Origin of the sequence: Corynebacterium sp. zg254 (genome assembly GCF_024701495.1) — a bacterium.
Lineage (GTDB): Bacteria > Actinomycetota > Actinomycetes > Mycobacteriales > Mycobacteriaceae > Corynebacterium > Corynebacterium zhongnanshanii.
This window is the reverse complement of record NZ_WIAR01000001.1, coordinates 374,855-399,045: the sequence shown is the minus strand read 5'-3', so window position 1 is coordinate 399,045 and position 24,191 is coordinate 374,855. Positions and strand designations below refer to the sequence as shown.

At 59.9% G+C, this 24,191-nt stretch carries 20 protein-coding genes and 2 tRNA genes; 11 read left to right on the top strand and 11 right to left on the bottom strand.

Annotated features, from left to right (window positions below; translation table 11 throughout):
- Together GC425_RS01865 and GC425_RS01860 are read left to right on the top strand one after the other, a co-directional pair.
- Positions 1 to 654 (top strand): exonuclease domain-containing protein, encoded by a 654-nt coding sequence (locus GC425_RS01865; protein ID WP_151844019.1) that lies wholly within the window; start codon positions 1 to 3, stop codon positions 652 to 654.
- Positions 655 to 734: 80 nt separating this feature from the next.
- The gene (locus GC425_RS01860; RefSeq protein ID WP_151841753.1) at positions 735 to 1,541 is read left to right on the top strand and encodes a fumarylacetoacetate hydrolase family protein; all 807 of its coding nucleotides are present in this window, start codon (positions 735 to 737) and stop codon (positions 1,539 to 1,541) included.
- Positions 1,542 to 1,567: 26 nt separating this feature from the next.
- On the opposite strand, the gene GC425_RS01855 is transcribed toward GC425_RS01860, so the two are convergent.
- Positions 1,568 to 2,713: an isochorismate synthase MenF gene (locus GC425_RS01855; protein ID WP_151844020.1), complete on the bottom strand. Its 1,146-nt coding sequence runs from the start codon at positions 2,711 to 2,713 to the stop codon at positions 1,568 to 1,570.
- Positions 2,714 to 2,747: 34 nt separating this feature from the next.
- Entirely contained in the window at positions 2,748 to 3,452 is a 705-nt protein-coding gene (locus tag GC425_RS01850) for an SDR family oxidoreductase (protein WP_151844021.1), read from the bottom strand.
- 50 nt (positions 3,453 to 3,502) lie between these two features.
- On the opposite strand from GC425_RS01850, the gene GC425_RS01845 reads away from it, so the two are divergent.
- Complete coding sequence (locus GC425_RS01845; RefSeq protein ID WP_151844022.1) at positions 3,503 to 4,984, top strand: GNAT family N-acetyltransferase; 1,482 nt, start codon at positions 3,503 to 3,505, stop codon at positions 4,982 to 4,984.
- Between the two features lie 27 nt (positions 4,985 to 5,011).
- On the opposite strand, the gene GC425_RS01840 is transcribed toward GC425_RS01845, so the two are convergent.
- From GC425_RS01840 to GC425_RS01805, 8 genes are all read right to left on the bottom strand, one after another.
- Positions 5,012 to 5,773, bottom strand: coding sequence for an ABC transporter ATP-binding protein (locus GC425_RS01840; RefSeq protein ID WP_151844023.1), 762 nt, complete (start codon positions 5,771 to 5,773; stop codon positions 5,012 to 5,014).
- On the bottom strand, positions 5,770 to 6,735 hold the full coding sequence (locus tag GC425_RS01835) for an iron ABC transporter permease (RefSeq protein WP_151842402.1): 966 nt from the start codon (positions 6,733 to 6,735) through the stop codon (positions 5,770 to 5,772). Before GC425_RS01835 ends, GC425_RS01840 begins: the two co-directional genes overlap by 4 nt.
- A gap of 124 nt (positions 6,736 to 6,859) precedes the next feature.
- Entirely contained in the window at positions 6,860 to 7,918 is a 1,059-nt protein-coding gene (locus GC425_RS01830; protein WP_151844024.1) for an ABC transporter substrate-binding protein, read from the bottom strand.
- A gap of 625 nt (positions 7,919 to 8,543) precedes the next feature.
- On the bottom strand, positions 8,544 to 8,702 hold the full coding sequence (locus GC425_RS01825) for a helix-turn-helix domain-containing protein (RefSeq protein WP_151844282.1): 159 nt from the start codon (positions 8,700 to 8,702) through the stop codon (positions 8,544 to 8,546).
- A 19-nt stretch (positions 8,703 to 8,721) separates the two neighbouring features.
- A complete protein-coding gene (locus GC425_RS01820) occupies positions 8,722 to 9,681 on the bottom strand; it encodes an SMI1/KNR4 family protein (protein ID WP_151844025.1) in 960 nt (319 codons plus the stop codon).
- Positions 9,682 to 9,714: 33 nt separating this feature from the next.
- Entirely contained in the window at positions 9,715 to 13,416 is a 3,702-nt protein-coding gene (locus GC425_RS01815; protein ID WP_231699694.1) for an HNH endonuclease, read from the bottom strand.
- A gap of 195 nt (positions 13,417 to 13,611) precedes the next feature.
- Positions 13,612 to 14,505: an AbfB domain-containing protein gene (locus GC425_RS01810; RefSeq protein ID WP_151844026.1), complete on the bottom strand. Its 894-nt coding sequence runs from the start codon at positions 14,503 to 14,505 to the stop codon at positions 13,612 to 13,614.
- A gap of 70 nt (positions 14,506 to 14,575) precedes the next feature.
- Positions 14,576 to 15,862 carry an LGFP repeat-containing protein gene (locus tag GC425_RS01805; protein WP_151844284.1) on the bottom strand — a complete coding sequence of 429 codons (1,287 nt, stop codon included), beginning with the start codon at positions 15,860 to 15,862 and terminating at the stop codon, positions 14,576 to 14,578.
- A gap of 358 nt (positions 15,863 to 16,220) precedes the next feature.
- Between GC425_RS01805 and GC425_RS01800 the strand changes: the two genes are divergently transcribed.
- The 7 genes from GC425_RS01800 to GC425_RS09915 all read left to right on the top strand — a co-directional run bounded on the left by GC425_RS01800 (position 16,221) and on the right by GC425_RS09915 (position 22,453).
- Complete coding sequence (locus tag GC425_RS01800) at positions 16,221 to 17,339, top strand: PHB depolymerase family esterase (protein WP_231699696.1); 1,119 nt, start codon at positions 16,221 to 16,223, stop codon at positions 17,337 to 17,339.
- A 20-nt stretch (positions 17,340 to 17,359) separates the two neighbouring features.
- Entirely contained in the window at positions 17,360 to 18,850 is a 1,491-nt protein-coding gene (gene gltX / locus GC425_RS01795; protein WP_151844027.1) for a glutamate--tRNA ligase, read from the top strand.
- Between the two features lie 178 nt (positions 18,851 to 19,028).
- Positions 19,029 to 19,100 (top strand) — tRNA-Gln (locus GC425_RS01790).
- Position 19,101: 1 nt separating this feature from the next.
- A tRNA-Glu gene (locus tag GC425_RS01785) sits at positions 19,102 to 19,174 on the top strand.
- A 221-nt stretch (positions 19,175 to 19,395) separates the two neighbouring features.
- Positions 19,396 to 21,477, top strand: coding sequence for a hypothetical protein (locus GC425_RS01780; protein WP_151844028.1), 2,082 nt, complete (start codon positions 19,396 to 19,398; stop codon positions 21,475 to 21,477).
- 8 nt (positions 21,478 to 21,485) lie between these two features.
- Entirely contained in the window at positions 21,486 to 22,139 is a 654-nt protein-coding gene (locus tag GC425_RS01775) for an ABC transporter ATP-binding protein (protein ID WP_231699697.1), read from the top strand.
- Positions 22,136 to 22,453, top strand: coding sequence for a lactococcin 972 family bacteriocin (locus GC425_RS09915; RefSeq protein ID WP_151844030.1), 318 nt, complete (start codon positions 22,136 to 22,138; stop codon positions 22,451 to 22,453). The genes GC425_RS01775 and GC425_RS09915 overlap by 4 nt, the downstream gene beginning before the upstream one ends.
- Here the strand turns inward: GC425_RS09915 and GC425_RS01770 are convergent.
- A complete protein-coding gene (locus GC425_RS01770) occupies positions 22,445 to 22,885 on the bottom strand; it encodes a carboxymuconolactone decarboxylase family protein (protein ID WP_151844031.1) in 441 nt (146 codons plus the stop codon). The genes GC425_RS09915 and GC425_RS01770 overlap by 9 nt on opposite strands.
- A 96-nt stretch (positions 22,886 to 22,981) precedes the next feature.
- Between GC425_RS01770 and GC425_RS01765 the strand changes: the two genes are divergently transcribed.
- Positions 22,982 to 24,160, top strand: coding sequence for an MFS transporter (locus GC425_RS01765; protein ID WP_192930366.1), 1,179 nt, complete (start codon positions 22,982 to 22,984; stop codon positions 24,158 to 24,160).
- Positions 24,161 to 24,191 lie beyond the last annotated feature (31 nt).

The window sequence follows — 24,191 nt, the reverse complement described above, 5'->3', positions numbered from 1 at the left end:
ATGCCCAGATTTTTTCGATCTCGACGCCGGGCGTACGGTGCCTTGGAGCGTTTCTATAGCATCCCCGGCCCGTCGAAGGGGACGGCACTGGAGCAGGCCCCGTTGTTGGCAGTGGACGTGGAGACCACGGGCTTGGATCCGCGGAAGCATCGGATGTTGTCGATCGGATGGGTTCCGATCAATGGGCGAGGCATTGCCCTGCAGGGGGCCGGCTACTGCCTGATTAACACGGTGGGTGCTGAGTCAGTGGGGGAGTCCGCCACGATTCACGGCCTGACGGATGAGGCGTTGGCGTTGGGTGTGAGCCCGGTGGCGGCGATGGAGCAACTGCTGGAGGCGCTGGAGGGCCGGGCACTTGTGGCGCATTTCAGTTCTATTGAGAGGGACTTCGTGAGTGCGCTGTGCCGAGAGCATTTCGGCTCAGGACTGTCGGTGCCAGTGGTGGATACGTTTGAGCTGGAGAGACGGCACATGGAACGTATGGGGACGTTTCCGCGGGGTGAGGATCTGCGGCTACCTCGGGTGCGCGAACGCTATGGCTTGCCGCGCTATTCCTCCCACAATGCCCTGACTGATGCGTTGGCGTGTGCGGAGCTGTATCTGGCATTGGCTGCCAGGTCGCGGGCAACAACCCTGGGAGGGATGCTGGTGTGAGCCTCGGATGATGCTTCTATAGATAGCTCTAAGTAACCCCAAGCGCGCGAGCGTGGAGCTGTGCGCTAGAGTGATAAACCATGCGTATTGCCCGAATTGCTCACCCAGAGGGAATGGCTTTTGCCATCATCGAAGGTGGTCAGCCAGACGGAACTGGTGCCACTTGTAGAGAGATCGAAGGCCACCCATTTGCCCAGCCGGAGTTCACCGGAAAATCTTGGCCTATCGAAGATGTTCGACTGTTAGCCCCCATTCTTCCCTCCAAGGTTGTTGCAGTTGGCCGCAACTACGCCGATCACGTCAAGGAAGTGTTCAAGCAGGGCGCTGAGCACTTGCCTCCAACGATCTTCCTGAAGCCACCCACAGCGGTGGTGGGCCCTGAGGCTCCGATTCGCATCCCTGAGTGGGCGACCAAGGTGGAGTTCGAAGGCGAGCTGGCCATCGTAATTGGCAAGCCCTGCAAGGACGTGAACCGGAACAACTGGAAGGACGTTGTGCTGGGCTTCACCATCGTCAACGACGTCTCCTCCCGTGACCTGCAGTTCGCCGATGGTCAGTGGTCCCGCGCCAAGGGCTTGGATTCCTTCTGCCCGCTGGGTCCGTGGATCGAGACGAACGTGGATGGCATCGAGATCGATAACCTGCCTATCAAGGCTCACCTGACCCACGACGGCACCCGCGAAACCAAGCAGGATTCTAACTCTGAGCAGATGATTAAGACGATTCCAGAGATCGTCGAGTGGGTGTCCGAGGCCTTCACCCTGCTGCCGGGCGACGTGATTTGCACGGGTTCCCCTGCAGGTACGGCGGAGATGGTTCCAGGCGATCGCATTGAGGTGGAGATCCCTGGCCTGGGTACCCTGGCGAACCCCGTCGAGCGGTACTAAGAGCGGTAGTAATTAGACCACATTAATTAGACAATGCGCAGCGCTGCCGGCACATTCAGTGCCCGCAGCGCTGTTTGCAATTTAGCGCTGGTTTCGTCGGTCTCGGCGTTGGGGGAGGAGTCCACCACAATGCCGCCTCCAGCCCAGGCTCGGGCATTGTTGTCCTCCACCATCGCGCAGCGGATGGACACCATGTACTCGCCATCACCGGTGGAGTCGCACCAGCCCACAAACCCGGCATAGAACTCCCGTGGCTCTTCTACCTCCGTGATGATGCCCAGCGCGTCGTCGGTCGGCGTGCCACCGATCGCGGGGGTGGGGTGCAGCATCAGGGCCAAGTCCAACGCGGAATAGTCGTCGTCCTTCAGCCGCCCGCTGATGGGCGTGCCCAGGTGGATCATCTCTGAGGTTTCGTGAATGGACGGGGTGGCGGGGATCGTGAGGGATTCGCAGACCGATTCCAACACCTTGCGGTAGTGATCCACCACGTAGCGATGCTCGTCGAAGTCCTTGGAGGAATGCATCAGATTGCGCGCGGTGGCCTCGTCCACGGACAGGGTACCGGTGCGAGGGGCGGACCCAGCCAAGGGGAAGGCGGAGATGTTCCTGCCGCTTCGACGGATCAGGACTTCCGGGGAGCTTCCCACGAACATGGCATTGACATGCTCGTCGCGCCCGGTACTGGACAGATCCACGGCAAAGCCGTCGCGGTTGGCCGAGAGGTCCAGGAATCGCGCCGCAATGAGCAGCGGGTCCGGAGCGTGCTCGTAGGTGACGTCCACGGCCCGCGCCAGCACCACCTTCTCTAGACGTGTTTGAGCGATCGTCGCCACGGCTGCTGCCACCGTGGCGCGGTGTTCGTCGGGGCTGGTTGCTGCCTCCACGGAGGTGACGGTGAGGCTCTCAGCCGCTTCCTTTCCTCGGAAGAACGCCGGTGGCTCCAGAGGCCCCTCGGCACGGATCACGCGTTCGGGCTCCACCAGGGCGCTGCGCTCCGAGGTGTTGAAGGGAACCGCTCCCACCACCAGGTCTACGTCGCGGTCGCGCAGTGCCGTGGCCGCCTCGAAGGGGTCCGTGAAGGAGCTTTTCGCGCCTTGGGTGCGCAGGGAGCGATCTGGTCTGGATAGCAGAAAGTCCGGGGCGGTCCCCGGCTTGTTCTGCTTAAAACTCATGCGCCTGAGTCTACCGAACGCTCACACAACGGGCTTAGCCGCGTCCGAGGTACGGCATGCCAGCGGCCGTGAGGGTCACTTGATCTGCACTGACCGTGAGCGGCAGGTTCGCGAGGGCCACGATCATGCGCCCAGCTTCGATGGCATGGAACATCGGCTCCTCACCGGTGAACGCCCCCAGAAGATCAGTCTTGGCATTACCGATGTCGAGCTCGGTGGCGACGATGCCCAGCCCACGTCCGTCGAGGCTCAGCGAGGTGGTGAGGCTGGCGATGGCGGCCTTCGTAGCGGCGTACGTTGCCGCAGCCGGGCGTGGGGAGTGGGCCGCGATAGATCCGTTGTTAATGATCCTGCCTCCACCCGTGTCCGCCATGTGGGCAAAAGCGGCCTGGGAGCACAGGAATGTTCCGCGGAGGTTGGTGGCCACGGCGGCGTCGAACTCTTCGACGTCGATGCTGTCGATCCGCCCGGTAGGTCCCGGAACTCCGGCATTGTTGATCAGCACGTTGATGTGTCCGTAGTGGGCCACGATCTGCTCGAAGATGGAGTGCACGCTAGAGGCATCCGTGATGTCGCAGATAAATGCGCGGTGGTCTCCGTCCTGGCATTCACCGAGCGTGTCCTGCAAGGTCTTTTCCGTCCGCCCCACCGCGGCGATGGCCCAGCCATCGGCAGCCAATGCAGTAGAAAACACGCGGCCTAGTCCGCCGCCGGCACCCGTAATCACAGCAACTTTCATAATCGAACAGTGTAGCCGCCTGTGTAGCCCGAACACCCTAAAATGGAGTTATGCACTTAGGCCCTCGCCCCACAGACATTCCCGTGAACTCCTTTTCCCAGCCCATAGGGCCCGCCGTGGACAACTGGTCTCCACGGCCGTACCCGCAGGGCGTTGTGCTCCACGGGCGCTATTGCCGCGTGGAGCCCCTCGGCATGCACCACGTGCTGGATCTGGCCCGCGCCTTCGAGGCGTATCCCGATTCCCGCTGGCGAACCTACCTACCCATCACGGAGGGAGAGGACCTGCGCGATGTGTTCGCCTTTAACGTCGGCCAATCCGATCCCCTTCACTTCGCGATCATCTCCCTGGACACCGGCGCCGCAGTGGGCACCGTGGCGCTGATGAGCCAGAAGCCGGAGCACGGCAGCATGGAGATGGGCTGGGTCATGTATTCCCCTCAGTTGGTGCGCACCCGTGCCGCCACCGAGGCCCAGTACCTGTTGATGCGCTATGTGTTCGACCAGCTGGGCTATCGCCGTTACGAGTGGAAGTGCGATTCCCTGAACGCCCCCTCCAAGGCAGCGGCCCGTCGCCTGGGATTCATCGAGGAGGGGACGCTGCGCAACGCCGTAGTGTACAAGGGCCGTTCGCGGGATACTACGTACTTCTCCATGACGGATCAGCAGTGGACCGGTCGCAGGGGCTTCGACGGGGTCCGGGCGGGCTTCGAGCGCTGGCTGGATCCCCGCAACTTCCACCAGGGCCAGCAACGCTATTCCCTGGCCGTGATGAGGGCGTTTACTGCAGTGAACTGCAGCATCGGCCAGGAGGACTGGGCAACCGCCGTCGCCGAGACCCCCTTTCAGCGCGTGGAGTTGTGGTGGCCGTTCACCACCCCGGTGCCGCAGCAAGACCAGGTGGAGCAGCTCATCAGCACGCTCAGCGACAACACTAAGCAGCTCGTGGCCTTGAACATCTACGGGGGCAACCTCGCCGCGGGGGATCGGGGCGTCCTGCATACACAGCCGGACACGCAGGGCTGGGTGGATGTCCTGGAGACGATCCACCGGGCCACCGGGGTGCGCCGCTTCAACCTGTTGCTGGGTCGCGGTGGCCATCGATTATCCGACGCCCAGCGCGATTCCTTCACAGCCCTCGCCAACGCCGTGGGCCGCCGATTTTCTGGGGTGGTGATGGTGGAACCATTAAGCGGGCTGGAGGATTATCCCGTGACATCCCTTGCCGAGGCGCAGCCGCTGCTCGGCGATCATGCCGGCCTTTTGCTGGACGTCTACCACCTTGCTGCTCAGGGACAGTCCTGGGAGGACATCACCCAGGCTCTGCTTGGTACGGACGGAGCCGCAGGAGACAGCACAGAGGCGAACACAAGCGAGCCAAGCACACACCTCCTGGACCGCGTGGCGCACGTGCAGTTCGCCGATGTTCCTGGCCGCGGCGCGCCGGGAACCGGGGACCTGGACTGGCAGTCCATCGTGGAGGATCTGCGCGCGTGGGGCTACTCGGGTGACATTGTGCTGGAGCACCTGTAGCGGGTGCTCACGACCAGCGCACACTATTTAGGCACTGTAGGTGATGAGCGGGCAACCGTGAACCGGGTGCGTGGAGATCACCGCGTCCACGCCGTAGACCTCGCGGATGAGCTCGCTGGTGAGTGCCTCGCCCGGGGTGCCCAGAGTGACCACACGCCCCTGCGCGAGGACCAGCACGCGATCGCAGAACATGGCCGCGAGGTTCAGGTCGTGGAGTGCCACGATCGCTGTGGCCTCCAGGGAGGAGACCAGCTTTAGCAGCTCCAGCTGGTGCTTAATGTCGAGATGGTTGGTGGGCTCATCCAGGATCAGCTCCTTGGGCTGTTGAGCCAGCGCACGGGCGATGTGCGCTCGCTGTCGCTCGCCACCCGATAATTCATTCCACAGCCGATTCTCCATGCCCGAAAGGCCCGTGCATGTGAGGGCGTGGTGGATGGCGAGATGGTCGGCGTCGGTCTGTCCTCCCCATCGGCTACGGTGAGGGATCCGGCCCAGCCGCACCACGTCGCCCACGGTGACATCCACGGCACTATCCGCATGCTGGGTGACCACGGCGACGGATTGGGCGAGGTGCTTGTGCGGGATACGTGACACGGCGCGCTCATCCAGAGTGACCACGCCCGTGGTGGGGCGGTCGAAGCCGGCGAGCAGGCGGATCAGCGAGGACTTTCCCGAGCCGTTGGGACCCAGCAGGCCCAGGGTTTCGCCGTCTCGGACCTCCACAGTTACGCCGTCGACCACCAGGTTCCCGCCACGGTTCCAGGAGACGTTGTTCGTGCTGAAGCTCATCGGATGCCCTTCCTTTTCACCAATAGTGCAACAAATACGGGCACGCCCACCAGGGCTGTTCCCACGCCCGCGGGCAATGGGGTGGGGCTGAAGATGACGCGGCTGAGGGCGTCCACCCACACCATGAACAGGGCACCAGCGATGACGGTTACGGGGATGAGGCTGGAGTGTGTGGGGCCCACCAGCAGACGGCCGGCGTGGGGGAGGACCAGCCCGATAAACCCGATGGCACCGGCAACGGAGACTAGCGTGGCAGTCAGCAGTGCGGTCAGTGACAGCAGGGCCAGGCGCGCCAGTGGCACGTTGATGCCCAGTGACCCTGCTACGTCGTCGCCGAAGGTGAAAGCGTCCAGCACATGGGCGAAGATGCAGCATAGCGCTACGGCCACGGTGACCACGGTGAGGCACAGCCACACATCCTTCCACCTCACACCCTCCAGCGAGCCGAGGAGCCAAAACATCACGCCGCGGGTCTCATCGGAATCGGCGAAGGCAAAGATGATGAGGGAGGTCACGGCGGAGAAGAGCTGGGTGGCAGCAACACCGGCGAGCAGGATGATGGATCCGGTGCCGCCAGCCATGCGGGCGATCCACAGTACGGTGGCGAAGCTGATCATCGCTCCCACGAAGGCGCCCAGGGATAGGCCTACCGACAGCCCGCCGATGCCCAGCACACCCACGACCACCGCGCCGGTGGAGGCGCCGGAGGAGATCCCCAGCACATAGGGGTCAGCGAGTGGGTTTTTCAGCAGAGATTGCATGATCACACCGCACAGGGCCAGGCCTGCGCCGCAGCACGCGGCCACGAGCGAGCGGGGCAGGCGGTCCTCCCACACGATGGCATCTTCAGACCTTCGGACGGGAATGTCCGTGGAGAACAGATGGTTGGTGAGGATGTCACGCACGTTGACCAGGGAAATATCCGCCGTGCCCAGGGTGATGACCATGCCGATCGACGCCAACAGCGCCACGAATGCCACAGCCGTGATGAGCAATGCTTTCAGCACTCGGGCGCGAGGTTGCTCCGCGCGGGAGGACGGTGGACGTGTATCGCCGGAGGTCGCACGCGGGTCAGCAGTGGGCGCGTTACTTGTCATGGGCTTCCAGGTAGGCGGCGATCTTCTCCAGGGCGTCGGCAAAGCGGATGGAGGGGTTCAGCTCGGCTCCGTGGAGTGCGATGAAGTGTTCATTCTTGACCGCATCCATGGTTTTGGTGACGGGGTCGGTGGCCAGGAACTCCTTCTTATCGGCTAGCTTGTCGCCGGGAAAGCGGTTGCGCTCCAGGTCCCCGAGGACCAGGATGTCCGGGTTTTTGTCCACAACGTCTTCCCACGTTGCGGCGATCCAGTCATCCTTTTCGCTTGCGAAGATGTTGGTCAGGCCGGACTCCTGAGACAGGATGTTGCCGAACCCGTAGCCACCGGAAAAGTAGGGGGTTTTGGTGTCCGCGAACCAGAAGCCCACGGTTTCACCGTGGGAGTTGATCTTTTCTTGGGCCAGAGCCACGCGATGCTTCAGGTTGTCGATGAGCTCCTGGCCGCGTTTGCTGACATCGAAGATTTCCGCAATGACTTCGATATCCTTGTAGATCTTGTCTGCGGTCAAAGGGGTGGTGCGGGTGCCGCCGCCGTTAATCATGAGAGGGCCTTCGCAGTCCGCGTAGGACAGAAGCGCTGGGGTGTCGGTTTCTCCGAAGCGGTCCCGGGTGGCCACTCCGCCCTCCTTCTTGTAGTGGCGGCCGAAGGAGCTGACCACCAGATCGGGGTCCTTGTCCATGACGGCTTCGTAGGTGGGGGCGTTGTCGGACAGGCGCTCAACGGTGTTGTTAGCTTCTTCCAGTTCGGGCAGGACAGGATCTGTCCACGATGCGGTGCCGACCATGTGCTCCTGGAGGCCTAAGGAGAGCATGATTTCGGTCATGCCTTGGTCCAGGGAGACCACGCGCTCGGGAACCTTCGTGAATGTGAACTGTTGTCCGCAGTTGTCTACGGTGAGTGGGAATTGGGTTGTGCCCTCTGCTTTCGCGGTGGTCACGGAGCGGGAGGATTCGTGGGAGCTGACGGGTTCAGATTCGCCACAGGCTGTGAGGAGCAAGGTAGCGGCGAGGCCGCAGGAGAGCAGTGCGGCGCGAGGGGAGAGGGCCATGGTGTCCTTTCGGGCAGTGAATAAGGATTCTCTTCAGCGTTGTAGCGAGGTAGGGAGAGTCTGCGAACTCATGCGCTGAGGTGGATGACATGCCCCGAGTGGTGCATGAATCTCTGAAAGGATAGCCATATTTAGGGATGCCTAGGATAACTCAACTGTGCAGCCCGACCGCTGTCCTGCTCTTTTGGGAGGCTGTGAGAGAAAAATCACGTTCCCGTCGGTATGTGCAAGCTGATGCGCGAGGATGCCCGTGGAGAATCGAAGAGTGCTGAGGTTATCGCCGAGCCTCGTTCCACCAATTCACCCATTCGCATGTCACGATCGATACGTCCGTCAACTCGCTCCACTTCCTGCTATGGATGAGATGATGCTCCCGTACTGTGATCTGTGATCTTCAGTGGTGAAGCAGTGTAGTTATTTCTACCGCAAACAATGGAATGGTTCAGAGTCTGCAGCGGCAACGCCTCGGTACGCATCGAATCAGACAGCGCCCACCCGGCAATCCGATGAGAAAATCAGAGTGCAGATCCTTACGCTTCGCTGCCCGTGTGCTGGCAGGGCTTCTTCAACGTCAAGCACTTGAACTCGACTGAAAAACGATCCCGGTTCTCAACGATAAACTGGATCATTTCCGACGTTGTGGGCCGAGTTCCGACGCGAAAAAGCCGAGGCAGCCTTCACGACGAGCGGCCTGCGTCCACTGGCGAACTGTGTGCCATGAAACCCCGAGTTTTGAAGCTACCGCCTGGCATGTTGCCTGCATCGATAAGGTTTCCGCCGCGATGCGATCCTATCGCCTGCCGTTAGCGGAAGGTTTCCACTAACCACTCAATGTAGTCATCTTTAAACCTGTATCCATCCGGAGTTTCAACAAGAACACCCGAGCTTGTGCGGCGTTCCCACCATACATCATTAGCCTTCCGAAAGGAGACTAATCCAGACCAACCGTGCTCACTCAAAAAAATTCCATGCAAAAGATCAGCCTCATTGACCGCGCCATTTTCACTTTTGCCACGAGGAGCAAGCCAAGACTCCAAACTATAATGACCGCCGAACGGCTGCGAAAGAAAGAAAAGAAGATCCTGAAAACGACAGGATTCTTCCTGGCAAAACATTTCTAACCTATTTTCGATGGCAATCCCCTCCGCGGCGCGCCGAAGGATTATCTCCATATCCTCATAAGGGCTAACCGCAATTGCCTTACGTAAGGTTTCCCCTAAAGATCCATAACGTGCCAAATACACTCCTCCTTGATCACTATATTTTGAAACTTTTCCATCGTATTCAGAGGATGGCTCCAGCATCTCCAAAAACTCAGTAAATGACTCCGCGATGAGCGTAAATTCTTCGGGGAAGTCGTTGTCTAAGTATAAAATAGAGTGCACGGGAAACTCCTTGAGATCATAATTAATCACAAAGCACTCATGCATGCCCGAATTAAAATTCCCAATCAGAAGCACCTCAAAAGGTATCTCCCATTCTTCCGTCAGGAAAGTTCCCATCTCGGCTAGGTCGCGATTATAATAATCTGGATAGCCATTGCCGAGAATCAACTCCACCTCAGACTCTAACTCTTCGCCATGAGCAAGCTGGATTCCTGGAAGTACGGCGTTTTTCCTGCTCAGCTGGCCTCCTCCGGTTTGCATAATGAACTTGCGGTAATCCTTGGGGAGCTTACGCCCAATCTTCTTCTCTATCGCACGAATACGAAAAATGCCACACGGCTTACCTTGGCGGATAAACTCAATATCTGAAAAATTCATGAAAACTCCTTATATTTCGTTGATGAGGTCGGGTTACACAGCTTGCTTACCCCAGATAGCCCAGCCGCCGGTATGGCGGACCACCTGATGCAACTCCCGAGGTATGAGCTGCATTCGACCAGTTTCTTCATGATGATGCCATACAAGATCATTTGCTTCGCGAAAATCTTCATCAATCCCTATTGCTTCATCAGCTGCCTTAACATCTTTATACCGAGAACCCTGGGGCTTGATAGTAATATCCGGTACCTTTCCGGATGGAATGCCGTATTCTTCCGGTTTTGCTAAGTTGTTATCGAAGATAGGGTAGCCCCTTTCGCTGAAGTAAATATCTCCGTATTTCTCGTGGAATCCTTTCGGCATCCTCGAGACATCACCGTTGCGCCACTTACCACCAGCATACCGCGCATTGATCGGGTATCTGTTTGTTCCAGGAACTTTCTTAACACCCGGGGGTATCGGACACTTCTTAACAACCGGCGACCACGGCGGCGCACGCCCTGGCCTGCCCGCCAACCACTCTTGCTGCCCGTGCGGCGTCGATCTCACCCATCCTGCGCCGCGCTGCAGCACACACCCAGCCGGCACCAACGCATCATCCAGCACCGCCCGGAAACGAGACGTAGCAAGCGTGGCCTTAATATCCCCAATCTTGCCCACCAGCTTCTTCATCACTGGCAACGCCTTACCCAACTTCGCAATTTTGCCTACAGGCAACGCACCCACCGCCGCCCACAAACACCCGGAAACATCGCCCTTAAAACAATCCAACACATCCTTAATCCCCACTACATCCAACAACACATCCAACGCCTCCGGCCCTACCTGTTGCTTAATCGCCTCCAACAGACTCGTCGGCCGGGCCTGCACCTCGCCTTCAGCAGCCGCCGCCCGGTACTGCTCCTGCTCAGACAGCTGCTTCTCCCACGCAAACCCATAGGCCTGCTGCGCCGCCAGCCCAGCCCGATGAGCATCCACGCCCGCCGCATCAGCCGAACGACGCGCCTGTCCAGCAGCCCCCGCCGCCAGTGCAGCCGACTCGTACCCTTGAGCAGCAAAGCTCGCAGCCTGATCCGCATTCCCCGCAGCTTCACGCGCATCACGACTAGCTTGATCCGCCGCCGCATGTGCCCGCTGCTGCTGATGCACCGCAAACTGCAACGACTCACTCGCCTTTCGCGCATGATCCGCCGCCGCTACCGCCGAGCGTTGCGCCTGACCAGCCCACCGGGCCGCCTCAGCAGCATACCGACCAGCCTGATCAGCCTGGCCCTGGGCCATCACAAACGAACGCTGAGCTTCCGCGGCATCCTGACTGGCCTGCTGAGCCGCTGCAAAACCCCTCTCCAACACACTCTGAATGTGCTCATCATGACTCACACGCTGCGCATCCGCCGCCGCACGACGCGCTGCCTCCACAGCAATAAACTCATTCAGACCCTCCCGGTCACCTAACACCGCAGCCTCCGCCGCAGCTTTGACCTCCGGGCCACCCGTCCGAGCGAGCTCATAGGCCTGCCGCAGCTGATCCTCAAATTCAGCACGCTCAAAACCACCACCGCGAACAAACCCCTCCAACGCCTCCGGCGTATTAGCCCGCAACGCCTCATCAGCCGCCGCAGTAACGGCATCCCCACCCGAACCACGCAACTGCCACGCACGTTCCAGCAACCCCGGTTTGCGCAACTGCGGCAACTGATGATCAACAAACTCTCTTAAAGCCTCCCCACTGTCATAACTGACACGATCAGCAGCCTCCCGTACTCCAGGATCAGGATCATTGAGAGCCACAAACTCCACCTGAGCGTGCGCATCAATGACCACAGCCTGCTTAAAATCCTCAACAAAAGCCCGGACATCCTCATCCCGCCCAGAAACTAACGCCACAGCAGCACTACCCGCCACCGCGGGAGTGCCCACCTCAACCGCACTGACTGCCAACTGCCTTACCCGAGCTACATCCATCCCAGCACCATCCGAGCCGGACGCTAACGCAGCCAACTGCTTCATATCCGCCGCGAGCCTGTCCTGCTCAGCCCGCTGATGTTCCTCTAGCTCATCCTGGGCATCCTGCACTGCTCGGGCTTGTCTGGCTTGATCCTTTAAAAACTCAGCCTCCTGCGCCAAACGCTGATCCGCCGCCTCACGCGCCACCGCACTCATCTCCACCGCAAGCTCCACAGCCTCCACCGCCTTAACCGCAGCCTCCTGCGCATCCCGCGCATTATCCCCAGCCCGCTGCGCAGCCAGGCCAGCCTGACCCGCAAACACAGCCGCATCCTCGGCCGCCACACCACTACGCTCAGCATGCACAGCCGCCTCACCCGCCGCCGCCCGCGCCTGAGCAACCAACCCACCAATACGACCCACCAACCCATCAACCTCACCAGCCGCCGCCCGCGCCCGAGACGCCGCCGCCCGCGCCCGTGCGGCACCCTCACGCGCCTGAGCCGCCGCCACACCACCAACACCAGCAGCAGCGGCAGCCTCACCCGCCGCAGCAGCCGCCGCATCAGCATTCACCGCCGCCGACGACGCCGCCCGAGATGCAGACCGAGCAGACCCCGCGGCCGCATCCGCATGCACAAACGCCTCCGCCGCCCGCCGCGCCGCCGACGCGGCATCCCGAGCCTGCTCCGCAGCCACACGCGCCTGAGAAGCCACCGAGGCATCCACCCCCGCCGCCGAAGCCCGCGACAACGCCACCTGAGCCGCCACACGCGCACGAGAGGCCGCATGCGCCGCCCGCGCCACCGCATCCGCAGTAAACCGCAACGCCTCACGCGCCTGACCCGCAGCCACCACCGCCTGATCCGCCGCCACCGCCGAACGCTCAGCCAACCGGCCCGCAGACTCCGCCGCCCGACGACCACGATCCTGCGCCCGATCCGCCGCCACCGCCTCATCACGCGCCCGAGCTAACGCCGCTTTCGCAGCCTCAGTAGCACGACGAGCCTGATCCGCATTCTGCGCAGCCGCATCTGCCTGCTGCCGCGCCCGCTCAGCCTCACCCACCGCCGAATCCACCAACTCGGACACACTGACCGTCTCCGCATCCTGCGCTGCGGCCACAAACTGCCCATACCTCAAAAACGTCTCAATCGCCGTATCCGAGCCCACCCGAATCGCCTCAGCAGCACCCGAAGCCACCGTCGGTTGAGCCGAGCGTGTTAATGCATACACCTCACGACGCCGATCATGCCGCCTAGCCACCTCCAACCCTGAGGCCGCAAACTCACCCAACGCCTCAGCAGAATTGACCCTCAACGCAGCATCCGCAGCCTGCTTCACACTCGAACCCTCCCGCGCAGCCGCCGCCTGCCACGCCACCGCCCGATCATCAACCACCTGAGCCTGATCCCACCGGCTGGTGATAAAATCCACCAACGCCTGCTCACCACCAGCATCCACAGCATCCTTCGCTGCAGCCTGCACCGCCGGGCCACCCACCGCCGCAACAGTCACCACAATCTCACGAAGATCCTGCACACGCGCCTCAACCAACCCACCACCAACATAGGCATCCCACTGCTCATCCCCACCACCCAACACCACCTCCGCCGCCGCACGCGAAGCCACAAAACCACTACCCAACATCGACACTGCAAACTCCCGCGCCTGCTGCCGATCACCCACCCGACCCACAACAACCAACCCCTCAACCGCCGCAACCTCCCCGGCCCACGACACCTGCACCCCCACCACCACAGACACCACCACACTGACACACACCACGCACCACACACGACACGCACGCATGAACCGGCAGAGCGCCGGGGCAACACGATGCGCGCGGGACTCAGTTGTGCGTGTGTGCGGCATGCAGGGCTGCTGTGGTGGGTGGCGATGATTCATCTCGACGATCTCGTTTTCTTTACTCCACGGGCTTGTGTCAACGACTCGGACAAGTCAGTCCCCGTCGTACGGTGGTTAGGGGCGTGCCAGGGCTTGATCGCTGAACCATCGACTGTCAGCAGAATTCACCGCAGCCAGGCCCAGTCCACCTCCAGGGGTGACAGCCAGGGCTGTGCTGCGATCAGCAGCCCATACCAGGCGGGTTGATGTCACCACCGACGAATCGGGGATGGCGCACCATGTCGCATGAGCTGGCGTGGGATGGGCTGACAAGGACACGGATGCCCGGCTGGTGGCCTGCAGGTACGTCCCCGGGTAGGCGGCTGATTCCAACGAGATGCACGCGGGATCAGACAACCCAGTGGTCACCAGGAACGATCCGTCAAGCCGGTCAGGAAAGGAACTGTTACGTGTCAGGTCTGATGTGGTTGCACCAAGCCAGCTCACGCGGGCAACGCGTCCGAACGTGGCAGGGGAGGCCGAGCGTAACGACACGTAGTTCGGTGCACCTGGTGTCCCTGGTGTCAGCGATGCGGTGGATGCTCCCGTGCTGGTGGCTACCGGGGATACGTGGAGTTCAACGATGGTGGACCCGGCGTTATTGACATCAACGCTGCTGACCTGTCCAGGCTGGACTGTGGCTTGCCAGTAGACAGCTCCGTCAGGCAGCTTGAATGCGACGCTGACTGGGACAGTGAGGTTATTGACCAGACCGTAGGACCCGGTGAGGTGCATCGCTGCCCAACCAGTAGGCCGAACCAGCGCAAAGCAGGCACTCAATGACCCCAGGGAGGATGAATCCACACGGACTTGTTCTGCCCGGGCACCGCAATGCTCGGTGATGATGCCACCATCCCCGGCAAGGATAGAGACTGCCTCCTCGGCGGTGGCAGCAGGTAGGGCTGCACTACTGGCAACAACAGCAACAGCGGCAATAATGCCACGGCGCAGCAGCGATGACACAGACATAATGGTTGGGGTAACTCTTTCTTAGGACAACAACTTAAAAAGATGAGGGTGGCTGACGGTAGGGCGCCGATCAGCGGTGTGCTGTCACCGGCCCATAGACCGTGGTGGCTCTCGGCAAGGCGGACCGCAGGGTGTTGGCCATGGTGGAAAACACGTGTGTGCCCACGTGATCAGAAATGAACGGGCCTGCAACCCGCGAGGTAGAGGTCTCACCGAAGGCTTCCACGATCATGCGGATCCAGGTTTTATCGGATCCTATATAGGCCTTCCGGAGACCATCATCGGCGAACACCACCTCTGATTCTGCGGTATCCGGGGCAGTGACCGTATCGAATCGAATATTGAGGATTCTTCCCTGTCCCTCCGGGTGACCTGCCTGCGTGGTCACAGAAAAGCCTGTATCCGACATCCGGGTAACACGCACCTGGCCTGTACCTCCACCGGCCGTGGGAAGAGCACAGGTGGTTCCCACTGTCACAACATCAGGGCAACCCGGAACAGGAAAATACTTTCCCATATGCTGAGTCACTTCACGATGAACACCAGCCGGATGCACCTCCGGGGCCTGACTCGTCGTCAACAGGGGGTAAATCTGCCGATAACTGGAATAGGCAGCGTTATCAAACCGCGGCAACACCATGCCCGTCGGGGCGAAGATCTGAATAGCTCCTCGCTGAAAATCCTGCCTCACGCAGCCATTGACTTCATATTTGTCAGAAATGGGATAGCCCAGTCTTCCTGCTTCCCAGCCGGTGGCCGCCCACACATCAAAAATATCTTTCGTGACAATATGTGCCCCGGTGGCTGCAGACCAGTAAATAAAGCCATGATCGAAACGATTAAACCTGCCACGACCATCCGGAGTGATGAGCTCATCCGTGCGGGGATAGCCAAGAGGACCTGTTTCCCATCCTTGCGAAGCCCACTTATCCCGGATCGCTCCACCGATCTGATGAGCATCACTGGCAGGCGACCAGTAGACAGAACCACCCTGGAAATGATTAAAGCGACCAACCCCATCGGGAGTCGGCAGCTCATCCGTGATCGGATACCCCAACACAGAGCGCTCCCAGCCACCACGCGCCCACGCATCCCGGATACGACCTTCCACCGCGTGAGCAACACCCCGATCCACACCCGGATGCCAATAAATCGACGCACTATTACGGAAATGCTGAAAACGCCCATTATTAGCAGCAATAGACTCAGGGGTAGTGGCAAACCCAAAATGATGCACCCCACCCAGACGATGAAACGCCTCTTCAATCCTGCCTAAAATAGGATGCCCAAACACCACCGTCGCGCCCGCAACCGAGGCGGCCAAACACGCCGACACAAGTGTCGCCACCAGGGCCATCAACCAGCGAGTCCATGCACATCCTCCAGTTAATTGTTGAGGAAAACTATACACGCCGCAGATAATAACCCACTGAAGACTGGCATGTATAGTTTTTGTGCACTATGTTATGTTTTCACACTTATACACGTTTAAACCTGCAGGTCATCAGCCACTGGGGTTCAGCCGCTCGGGGGTACCCACTAGAGTCTGGTCACGAGATCTCAGCCATCAAGGCTTGCCTTTGCAAGCCTTCCATGAGTACGGTGCCCGCGGCGCCATCTCAGGACTGGGAGAGAAAAATCACGTTCCTATTGTGTCGTTGTGGCCAGAAGCTAAAAGGAACGTTAATGTTACGTATGTGAAGTATGTTAAGTATGTGAAAAATGTTAAAGATGTGATTGTCTGCGCGTCGGCTCTGACCGCCGGAACCGGCCTGTTTGCAGCGCCCGCAGCAGCTCAGGATAATCCCGCTCCCATAGAAGCCCCCGCTCCCGCTCCTCAGAATGTGGTGCCACCCGAGCCGGCGCCCGTGCCTATGCCTGAGCAGCCTGCACCTGCTCCAGAAGCACCCGCTCCGGAAGCGCCAGCGCCCGCTCCCGACGATGCAGCGCCAGAAGCACCAGCCGAAGAGCCGCCTGCGCCGGAGCCTCCAGCTCCATGGGTGCCCCCGGCAGACTTCCGCTCGGCGTCGAATATGAAGGATGCAACGCCGGGAAAGGCGGCGTCGGTCGATTTCGCTCAGGGTGACGGCACCACCCGCAACGCCCTGATCTCCGTCACACAGAATTACGACCCCGCCCGTCCCGTGCCCGTCTTGTTCGCCTTTGGCGGTTGGAAGGATTCTCCGGAGAACTTCCGCAACTACGCGCGGCTCAACACGACCGGCGCGGCGAACGAGGCCATCGTGGTTTACCCCCGCGCCATTGAGAATGCGTGGGAAGGTGCCCCATACGCGGTGTCGCAACGGGGGCAGGACGTGGCGTTCATGCGTCAAATCCTGGCCGAGCTGCAAGGCCACTTCAACGTGGACGCCAACCGCGTCTACGCCATCGGCATGTCCAACGGCGGCGGATTCGCAGCGAACTTCGCCTGCCAGGCCCCGGATATGCTCGCGGGCATCGTCACCGTCTCCGGCGCCTTCTATAACCCCGTCAACGAGGGTTGCGCGCCCGAATCCGTACCTACCCTCATTATGCATGGCGACGCCGACCGGCTCACTCACTATGACGGTGGCACTCTGCACGACGCTCCATACCTGCCTGTGCCGACGCTGTATCAGTCCATCCAACAGCGCAATGGCTGCAGTGGAGCCCCTCAGGTCAGCGAGCTGGTCAACAACGTGGAAGTGATGCGCGGAACCGGTTGTGCGGACGAGGCTGTTCATTGGAAACTGCGTGGTCAGGACCACACGTGGTGGTGGGCTCCCGATACTGCTAACGTAGCTTGGGATTTCCTGGCGCGGCAGAGCAAGCTGCACCCAGGCCCGGCGGCGTAGGGCGGGTAAAGTGAGTACCCATGAGTGATGTACGCGTACGATTTTGCCCTTCTCCCACCGGAACCCCTCACGTCGGCATGGTCCGCACGGCCCTGTTCAACTGGGCCTACGCTCGCCACACCGGCGGAAAACTGATTTTCCGCATCGAGGATACGGATGCCGCCCGAGACTCCGAAGAGTCCTACCAGGCCATCATCGACTCGTTGAAGTGGTTGAACCTGGGATGGGACGAAGGCATCGAGGTGGGCGGCCCACACGAGCCGTACCGCCAGTCCCGTCGCATGGACATCTACGCCGAGGTACTGAACAAGCTCAAGGCCTCCGGCGATGTCTACCCCGCATACTCCACCGCGGCAGAGGTAGAAGAGCGCCACAAGGCCGCCGGTCGCGACCCGAAGCTGGGCTATGACAACTTCGATCGTGACTTGACCGAGGAACAGATCGCGGCGTTTGAAGCGGAAGGCCGCGAGCCTGTTTGGCGCCTGCGCATGCCGGATAACCGCACGTACACGTGGACGGATCTGGTGCGCGGTGAGATGAACGTGGACGGTAAGACCGTCCCTGACTTCGTGGTCGCACGATCCAATGGCCAGCCGCTGTACACGCTGGTCAACCCGGTGGATGACGCGCTCATGGGGATCACCCATGTGCTGCGCGGCGAGGACCTGCTTCCGTCCACTCCTCGCCAGATCGCCCTCTACGAAGCGCTGGTGCGCATCGGCGTGGCCCAGCAGGTACCGACGTTTGGACACCTTCCCTTCGTGATGGGTGAGGGCAACAAGAAACTGTCCAAGCGCGATCCCGAGTCTAACCTGTTCAACCACCGGGACAACGGCATCATCCCCGAGGGCATGCTGAATTACCTATCGCTGCTGGGCTGGTCCCTCTCTGCCGACGAGGATATCTTCACCATGCAGCAGCTCATCGATAACTTTGATGTTGCTGACGTGAAGCCTAACCCGGCCCGCTTCGATCAGAAGAAGCTGGAGGCCATTAACGCCGACCACATCCGCCTGCTGGATCTGGAGGACTTCACCACGCGCCTGCGCGAGTACTTGGAGACCTACAAGGACTTCCCGGCGGACTACCCAGCGGACAAATTCGCCTTCGCCGCAGAGCTGGTGCAGACCCGCATCAAGGTGTTGGGCGACGCCCACGGCCTGCTGAATTTCCTGGTGACCGCAGATGAGGATCTGGTTCTGGATGAGAAGTCCGCGAAGAAGAACCTGAAGGAAGATGCTGTCGAGGTTTTGCAGGTGGCGATTGCTCAGCTGGAGGGATTGTCCGAGGAGGAGTTCCGTACGGACAACATTGAGCACGCTCTGCAGTCGAAACTTATTGAGGAGATGGAGCTCAAGCCTCGCAAGGCCTATGGTGCGCTGCGTGTGGCCATCTCTGGTGCCGCTGTGTCCCCTCCGCTGTTTGAGTCCATGGAGCTGTTGGGGAAGGAGTCCACGCTCGCACGCCTGAAGGCGGCTCAGGCTCAGACTCCGTATGTAGCGGAGCAGTAGCCCGCCATAAGACGTGCGTTTTGAGCAGCGTTTCATGTGAGTAAAAAGTGCTTATGACCAGGGGATTTGCATTCATGTAATTTCTCTGGTTATATTTACTCTCGTTGCACGGACAGCGAACAGAGTCCACAGGTAAGAAATTGCCTCAGACATTTCGCTCGCTGAGCAGCACGAACAATGGCCTATGGTGTAATTGGCAACACTACGGTTTCTGGTACCGTCATTCTAGGTTCGAGTCCTGGTAGGCCAGCGCCCCGTTCGTCTAGCGGCCTAGGACGCCGGCCTCTCACGCCGGTAACACGGGTTCAAATCCCGTACGGGGTACAGATAAGAACTCCCGATCCACATCAGGATCGGGAGTTCTTCGTTTTCGCATTTCCGAGTTATGCGAGGGTTTAACCCTTAGTCCTGTAACCCTTGTTAAATGCTGCGCATTAGTTTAGGCTAAGTTTGGTTAAAAACTTGTGGGTTCTTCGAGGAGATGACATGGCGCCACGAAAAAGCACTCGCAGCTGTGGGCGGATCTCCGAGAATGGGTTCTGACATTGGATTTCTCGAAGTCGCATGATGTACAGCAGCGCCGGCGTGTCTCGGCGCTGTCTGGTACACAATTAATTCGGTGCGCCCTGGTGCTTGTTATCACCCTCGGCGCAGTTCTGGGATTCTGGGCCAGCTCAACTATCGAGCACTCCGAGATGGCTGGTGTGAGGTCTGTTGTGCAGATTCAAACATTCGCGCCACACGATCAGGGAGGGGATTCCTCAGCGGATTCTCTTGTACGTGATCTCGGCAGAATCGCTACCGAGCATGACGCGACAATCCTCGTTGAAATCCCAACGCTCGAGGGGCGAGTGGCTTACGTTGCAGGTGATAGGGCTGAAAGCTGGATACATAAGGGTTATCAAGGACTGCCTGGGACACCTCCATTAGATGTGCGGCCACTGGAGGACTTGCCTCACGGTGATTATCGGCAGATGTTCGAGGTCATCGGTGGAGACGACGTTCTCCAAGAGCTGGTATCTTACTTGGACGCCCGCGGAGTGACCTATCACATTCCGGAGAACCAACAGTGGATGTACCTATTGGGAGGCACCGCATTAGGGAAAATGGCAGCCCTGATGATAGGCATTGGCTTTGTCCTCGTCTTTGTCGGGATCGTTCTTAATTCCCACACCGATGCGGTGCGAAGGCTGCATGGAATCGGATTGTTGAGTCGTGCGAAAGCGGAACTCTCTGCTGCGAGAGGAACCTTACTTACCGCCACTAGTGCCGCTGTTGTTCTGGTTGACGCACTCCTGTGGTGGTATTCCAATACTGCTTCTGCATACCAACTTGTTCTTTTCCAAGCAGCATTTATTGGCATCGCGCTTGTGGCGTGCATCTTTGCACTGTTTGTGGGTCTTTTCCTCTTAAAGATCGCCCCTGTGGTGCAGCTATTAAAAGGAAAACTTCCCGCAAAGTCTGTATTGGTGAGTATGTTTGCCGTACGCATAGGTGCCTGCATTGCTGTTGCGTCGCTGTCTATTGGAGCACTGAACTATACAACTGAGTGGAATAGGCAAAAAGACGAGGTAGACGGTTGGCGGAATAGCCCTTCGGCGTATGGCCTTACTCTAAGCGGTGCTAGGAAATTGGAAGATCTTCACGAAGCAAGTGGCCGTCTTGCGAGTCATATGAGGGACATCTCCTCAGAGAATCGGCTGCTGTACGCTCAATTTCGAGATTCCGGCATGACCCCAGGTAGCCATCTTGATAGAGACATCATGGTGTATAACACCACAGCTGCCGAAAACTCACTTTCAGGTGAAGTGAACCGTAGCTTCGGTGAGCAGCCTAGGGACAACCAACCGTTGGTGCTATTGCCGGATTCCCTGCCAGCTGCAGTGGATAGTCATGAGCTGCTGGCGCCGATTGTGGGAGAGGCCAGGGTGCACACGGCTGTTTATCGTGCCGGTGATTCCCGCGCACGGACCTGGGAAGTGGGGCTGGATGAGTGGATGAACCGTGCTGAAACCCATGATCCTATTGTGGTTGTGATGCCTAATGACCTGATTGGCCTGTCCGATCGCAACCTCGTCGCGAGCGTCACGCAAAATGACGTTCTCCTGAGTTCTTATGATGATTTTCAACGCTTGCACGATGACCGAGAAGTCGGAAGCTTCGTGCGCGCAGCGGTGCCGATGAGCCAGACGTGGTCCCAGCATCACCAGGCCATGGGAAGGATTCTGTGGGTCTATGTTGGTGGATTTGTTGCCACCGTACTGCTGTGCTGCATCGCCTCGTTGGCTGTGTGGTTGAGCTTCATGAAAGTGTTCCACCAGCGGCTTCGAGCCGCGTACCTGCATGCGCGATGGCCAATTCGGCCTCTTCTGACTGCCCTATGTGCAGAGCTCATAGTGTGTGCCTGCGTGCTGTATTTCTTATTCACTCGTGCGGCAACCGCGCGAGCGTGGGAGGCTGGTGGCTCCGCCGAAGGTGCCGCGGATCCGGCATTGATTGCGCTGTTCCACGTCCCCAGTAGCGCGTGGTGGATAACGCTGGCGCTGTTCGCTATTACAAGCATTCCTGCAAGCGGCCTTGTCCTGGGGCGGAGGACGCTACGCTCACTCGTGGTAACAAGGAGATGACTTCCGCAATGACTGTCATGATTTCGGTAAAAAATGTCTCGAAGGCTGTCGGAGAGAAGAAGCCACGCCGAAGGCTGTGGGAAAAGCTGAGCTTCGACGTGTCCTCCGGCGAATTAGTGAGCATCACCGGACCTTCTGGGTGTGGCAAATCCACGCTACTCAATTGCCTGGGATTGCTTGACCGGCCTGACAACGGCGAGATTGACATCAAAGGTATCCCGCTAGCATCCGCTTCGGCACGGCAGCGGATGCGTATGCGTCGAGAATCTGTGGGCTATCTTTTTCAGGATTATGCACTGATTGATAACGATACCGTCCGCCAAAATATCGCCTTGGGCAGTCGTGCGCGAGGACGACAGCTCACCGAAGACATTGCCCAAGCGTTGGCCGAGGTGGGGCTGGAGGGCTACGAGAGCCATCGTGTGTATCAGCTCAGTGGCGGTGAGCAACAGCGTGTTGCTATTGCGAGGCTTTTGGTGCGCAAGCCCGAGGTTATCCTGGCTGATGAGCCTACAGCGTCTCTGGATAGAAACAATGCATCCTCTGTGCTCGCGCACTTAAGAACACTGTCTGACCACGGTGCGGCGGTCATCGTAGTGAGCCACGATCCCTGGGTCATTGCGCAGATGGACCGAACGATAGAACTAGGAGAAAACTCATGAAGAAAAAGAAGACTCTGTGGGCCGGGCTCGCCGGGGCAGCATTGCTGCTCGGTGGAGGGGGCTATCTTGTCCTGGGGGGTTCTGAGCAAGGAGCGCAGACGGTGTATCCCCACGAGGGTGGGGAGTGGGATTTTGGATCCTCGGGCGGACGTACCTGGTCAAACTTTAAGCATGACGCACCACATAGCGCATCCGTTCGGGGCCATCAGTTTGTGGACTCTGGCTGTGTGGCAGGTGGTTCTTGGGCGCGTGCGGAAGCCCCGTCCCGCTGGTTGTCCGCCCTAGGGGATGAACAGAACAAGTCCCTATGCTGATGGGTCCTTCGGGCCAATCTCCGCTTCCAGCACCTCTTGCGCGACCTTCATCGCGGACAGTGCCGCCGGGGCGCCACAGTATCCCGAGGAGTGGATGATCGCTTCCGTGATCTCCTCCCGGGTCAGCCCATTAGCCAGCCCGCCCTTGATGTGGCCGCGCAGCTCCTGAGTGGCGCGCAGCGCCACCAGCATCCCAATGTTGAGCAGGGAGCGATCCCGCTTCGACAAACCATCACGCGTCCACACGGACCCCCACACAGTCGCCGTGACGTGCTTTTGCAATTCCTCGCCATCGGAACCGGCCGCGCGCTCCAGGGCCGCGTCTACAAAATCGTCACCCATGACCTCTCGGCGGACACGGATGCCCGCATCGTAGCGTCCATCCTCAGTGTGATCGGAGTTGTGTGCTGTAGAAGATTGTGAATCGCTCATGTGACCACTGCTTACCACAGTGCGGCGATCTCAGTGGGCAGAACACATCGAACCCGGGTGAAAGTAACCGAAAGTAGGGGAGTACAAATGGTAGATATGTCTACTCAACGCTCCTTCGGTTTAGCTCTCTTGGGATTATTCTTACTTGCTGCAAACCTTCGCATGGCGCTGACCTCCGTGGCGCCTGTGGTGAGTGACATCCAAGCTGACCTTGGTCTCACGGGAGCGCAGGTGTCCATCGTGACGTCGCTGCCGTTGCTGGTCTTCGCGATTGTTTCGCCCCTGGTGCCTCGTTTGCTCGTGCGCTGGGGGATCGAGCGCACGCTGATCGCCGGCACAGGACTGCTGGCCGTGGGCTTGATCGTGCGCTCGCTCCCGGCTGCCGCGTTGCTGTGGGTGGGTACCGGCTTCATCGGCCTGGCTATCGCCACCTTGAATGTGACCCTTCCTGCGCTGGTCAAGAGGGACTTTCCCGACCGTATCGGTTTCGTGACGGGCGCCTACGCGGCCGTGCAGGCGGGATTCGCCGCCATCGCCGCGGGACTTGCGGTGCCCATCTCCCATGCCTCTGGCTGGGGAGAGGCCGGATGGCGACTGGCCACCTCCGTGTGGTGTGTCATGGCGCTGGCAGCATTCGCGCATCTGATTATTCAAGGGCGCCGTGCGGGGCGTGAGGCCGGCGTCGGTACGGTTCCCAGCAGCAGTTTTAACCCGTGGAAGCACCCCCTGGCGTGGGCGATCACGGGATTCATGGGGTTCCAGTCCGCCATGTTCTACGTCATCGTGGCGTGGATGAGCTCCATCGAACAATCCATGGGCATCAGCGCGGGCGCCGCCGGCGTGCACCAGGCGTTCATGAACATCGGCAGTCTGGTGGGTAGCTTCAGCTGCTCCGTGTTGCTCAGCCGCCTGCGTGGACAACGAGCGATCGTGGTCGCCATCGCCGTCATGATGGGTGTGCCGCTGATCATCCTCATGCACGCGCCACAGATTGCCGGACTGCTGATCTTCGTGGAAGGTATCGCCTGCGGCCTTGCCTTCGCCTTAAGCCTCTCCCTGTTTGCCCTGCGTTCGCGCAAACCCGAAACCGCCGCGGCGCTGTCCGGCATGGGGCAGGGCATGGGCTATGTCATCGCGGCCAGTGGACCGATCCTGTTGGGTGCTGTGCACGACGCCACCGGCCAGTGGACTTCGGGACTGTGGATCATGGTGGCTGTCTCGGTGCTGTGCTTGCTGTGTGGTCTGGCCGCCGCGAAGGATACGACCGTCGACTAGCTCCATGCCCGCAGGGGTCTGTGTCCCTAGA

Excerpts from the sequence above, each read along its gene's own strand:
- GC425_RS01865 (WP_151844019.1), top strand. The coding sequence starts at position 1 with ATGCCCAGATTTTTTCGATCTCGACGCCGGGCGTACGGTGCCTTGGAG.
- GC425_RS01860 (WP_151841753.1), top strand. The coding sequence starts at position 735 with ATGCGTATTGCCCGAATTGCTCACCCAGAGGGAATGGCTTTTGCCATC.
- GC425_RS01855 (WP_151844020.1), bottom strand. The coding sequence starts at position 2,713 with ATGAGTTTTAAGCAGAACAAGCCGGGGACCGCCCCGGACTTTCTGCTA.
- GC425_RS01850 (WP_151844021.1), bottom strand. The coding sequence starts at position 3,452 with ATGAAAGTTGCTGTGATTACGGGTGCCGGCGGCGGACTAGGCCGCGTG.
- GC425_RS01845 (WP_151844022.1), top strand. The coding sequence starts at position 3,503 with ATGCACTTAGGCCCTCGCCCCACAGACATTCCCGTGAACTCCTTTTCC.
- GC425_RS01840 (WP_151844023.1), bottom strand. The coding sequence starts at position 5,773 with ATGAGCTTCAGCACGAACAACGTCTCCTGGAACCGTGGCGGGAACCTG.
- GC425_RS01830 (WP_151844024.1), bottom strand. The coding sequence starts at position 7,918 with ATGGCCCTCTCCCCTCGCGCCGCACTGCTCTCCTGCGGCCTCGCCGCT.
- GC425_RS01820 (WP_151844025.1), bottom strand. The coding sequence starts at position 9,681 with ATGAATTTTTCAGATATTGAGTTTATCCGCCAAGGTAAGCCGTGTGGC.
- GC425_RS01810 (WP_151844026.1), bottom strand. The coding sequence starts at position 14,505 with ATGTCTGTGTCATCGCTGCTGCGCCGTGGCATTATTGCCGCTGTTGCT.
- GC425_RS01805 (WP_151844284.1), bottom strand. The coding sequence starts at position 15,862 with ATGGCCCTGGTGGCGACACTTGTGTCGGCGTGTTTGGCCGCCTCGGTT.
- gltX (WP_151844027.1), top strand. The coding sequence starts at position 17,360 with ATGAGTGATGTACGCGTACGATTTTGCCCTTCTCCCACCGGAACCCCT.
- GC425_RS01775 (WP_231699697.1), top strand. The coding sequence starts at position 21,486 with ATGACTGTCATGATTTCGGTAAAAAATGTCTCGAAGGCTGTCGGAGAG.
- GC425_RS09915 (WP_151844030.1), top strand. The coding sequence starts at position 22,136 with ATGAAGAAAAAGAAGACTCTGTGGGCCGGGCTCGCCGGGGCAGCATTG.
- GC425_RS01770 (WP_151844031.1), bottom strand. The coding sequence starts at position 22,885 with ATGAGCGATTCACAATCTTCTACAGCACACAACTCCGATCACACTGAG.
- GC425_RS01765 (WP_192930366.1), top strand. The coding sequence starts at position 22,982 with ATGTCTACTCAACGCTCCTTCGGTTTAGCTCTCTTGGGATTATTCTTA.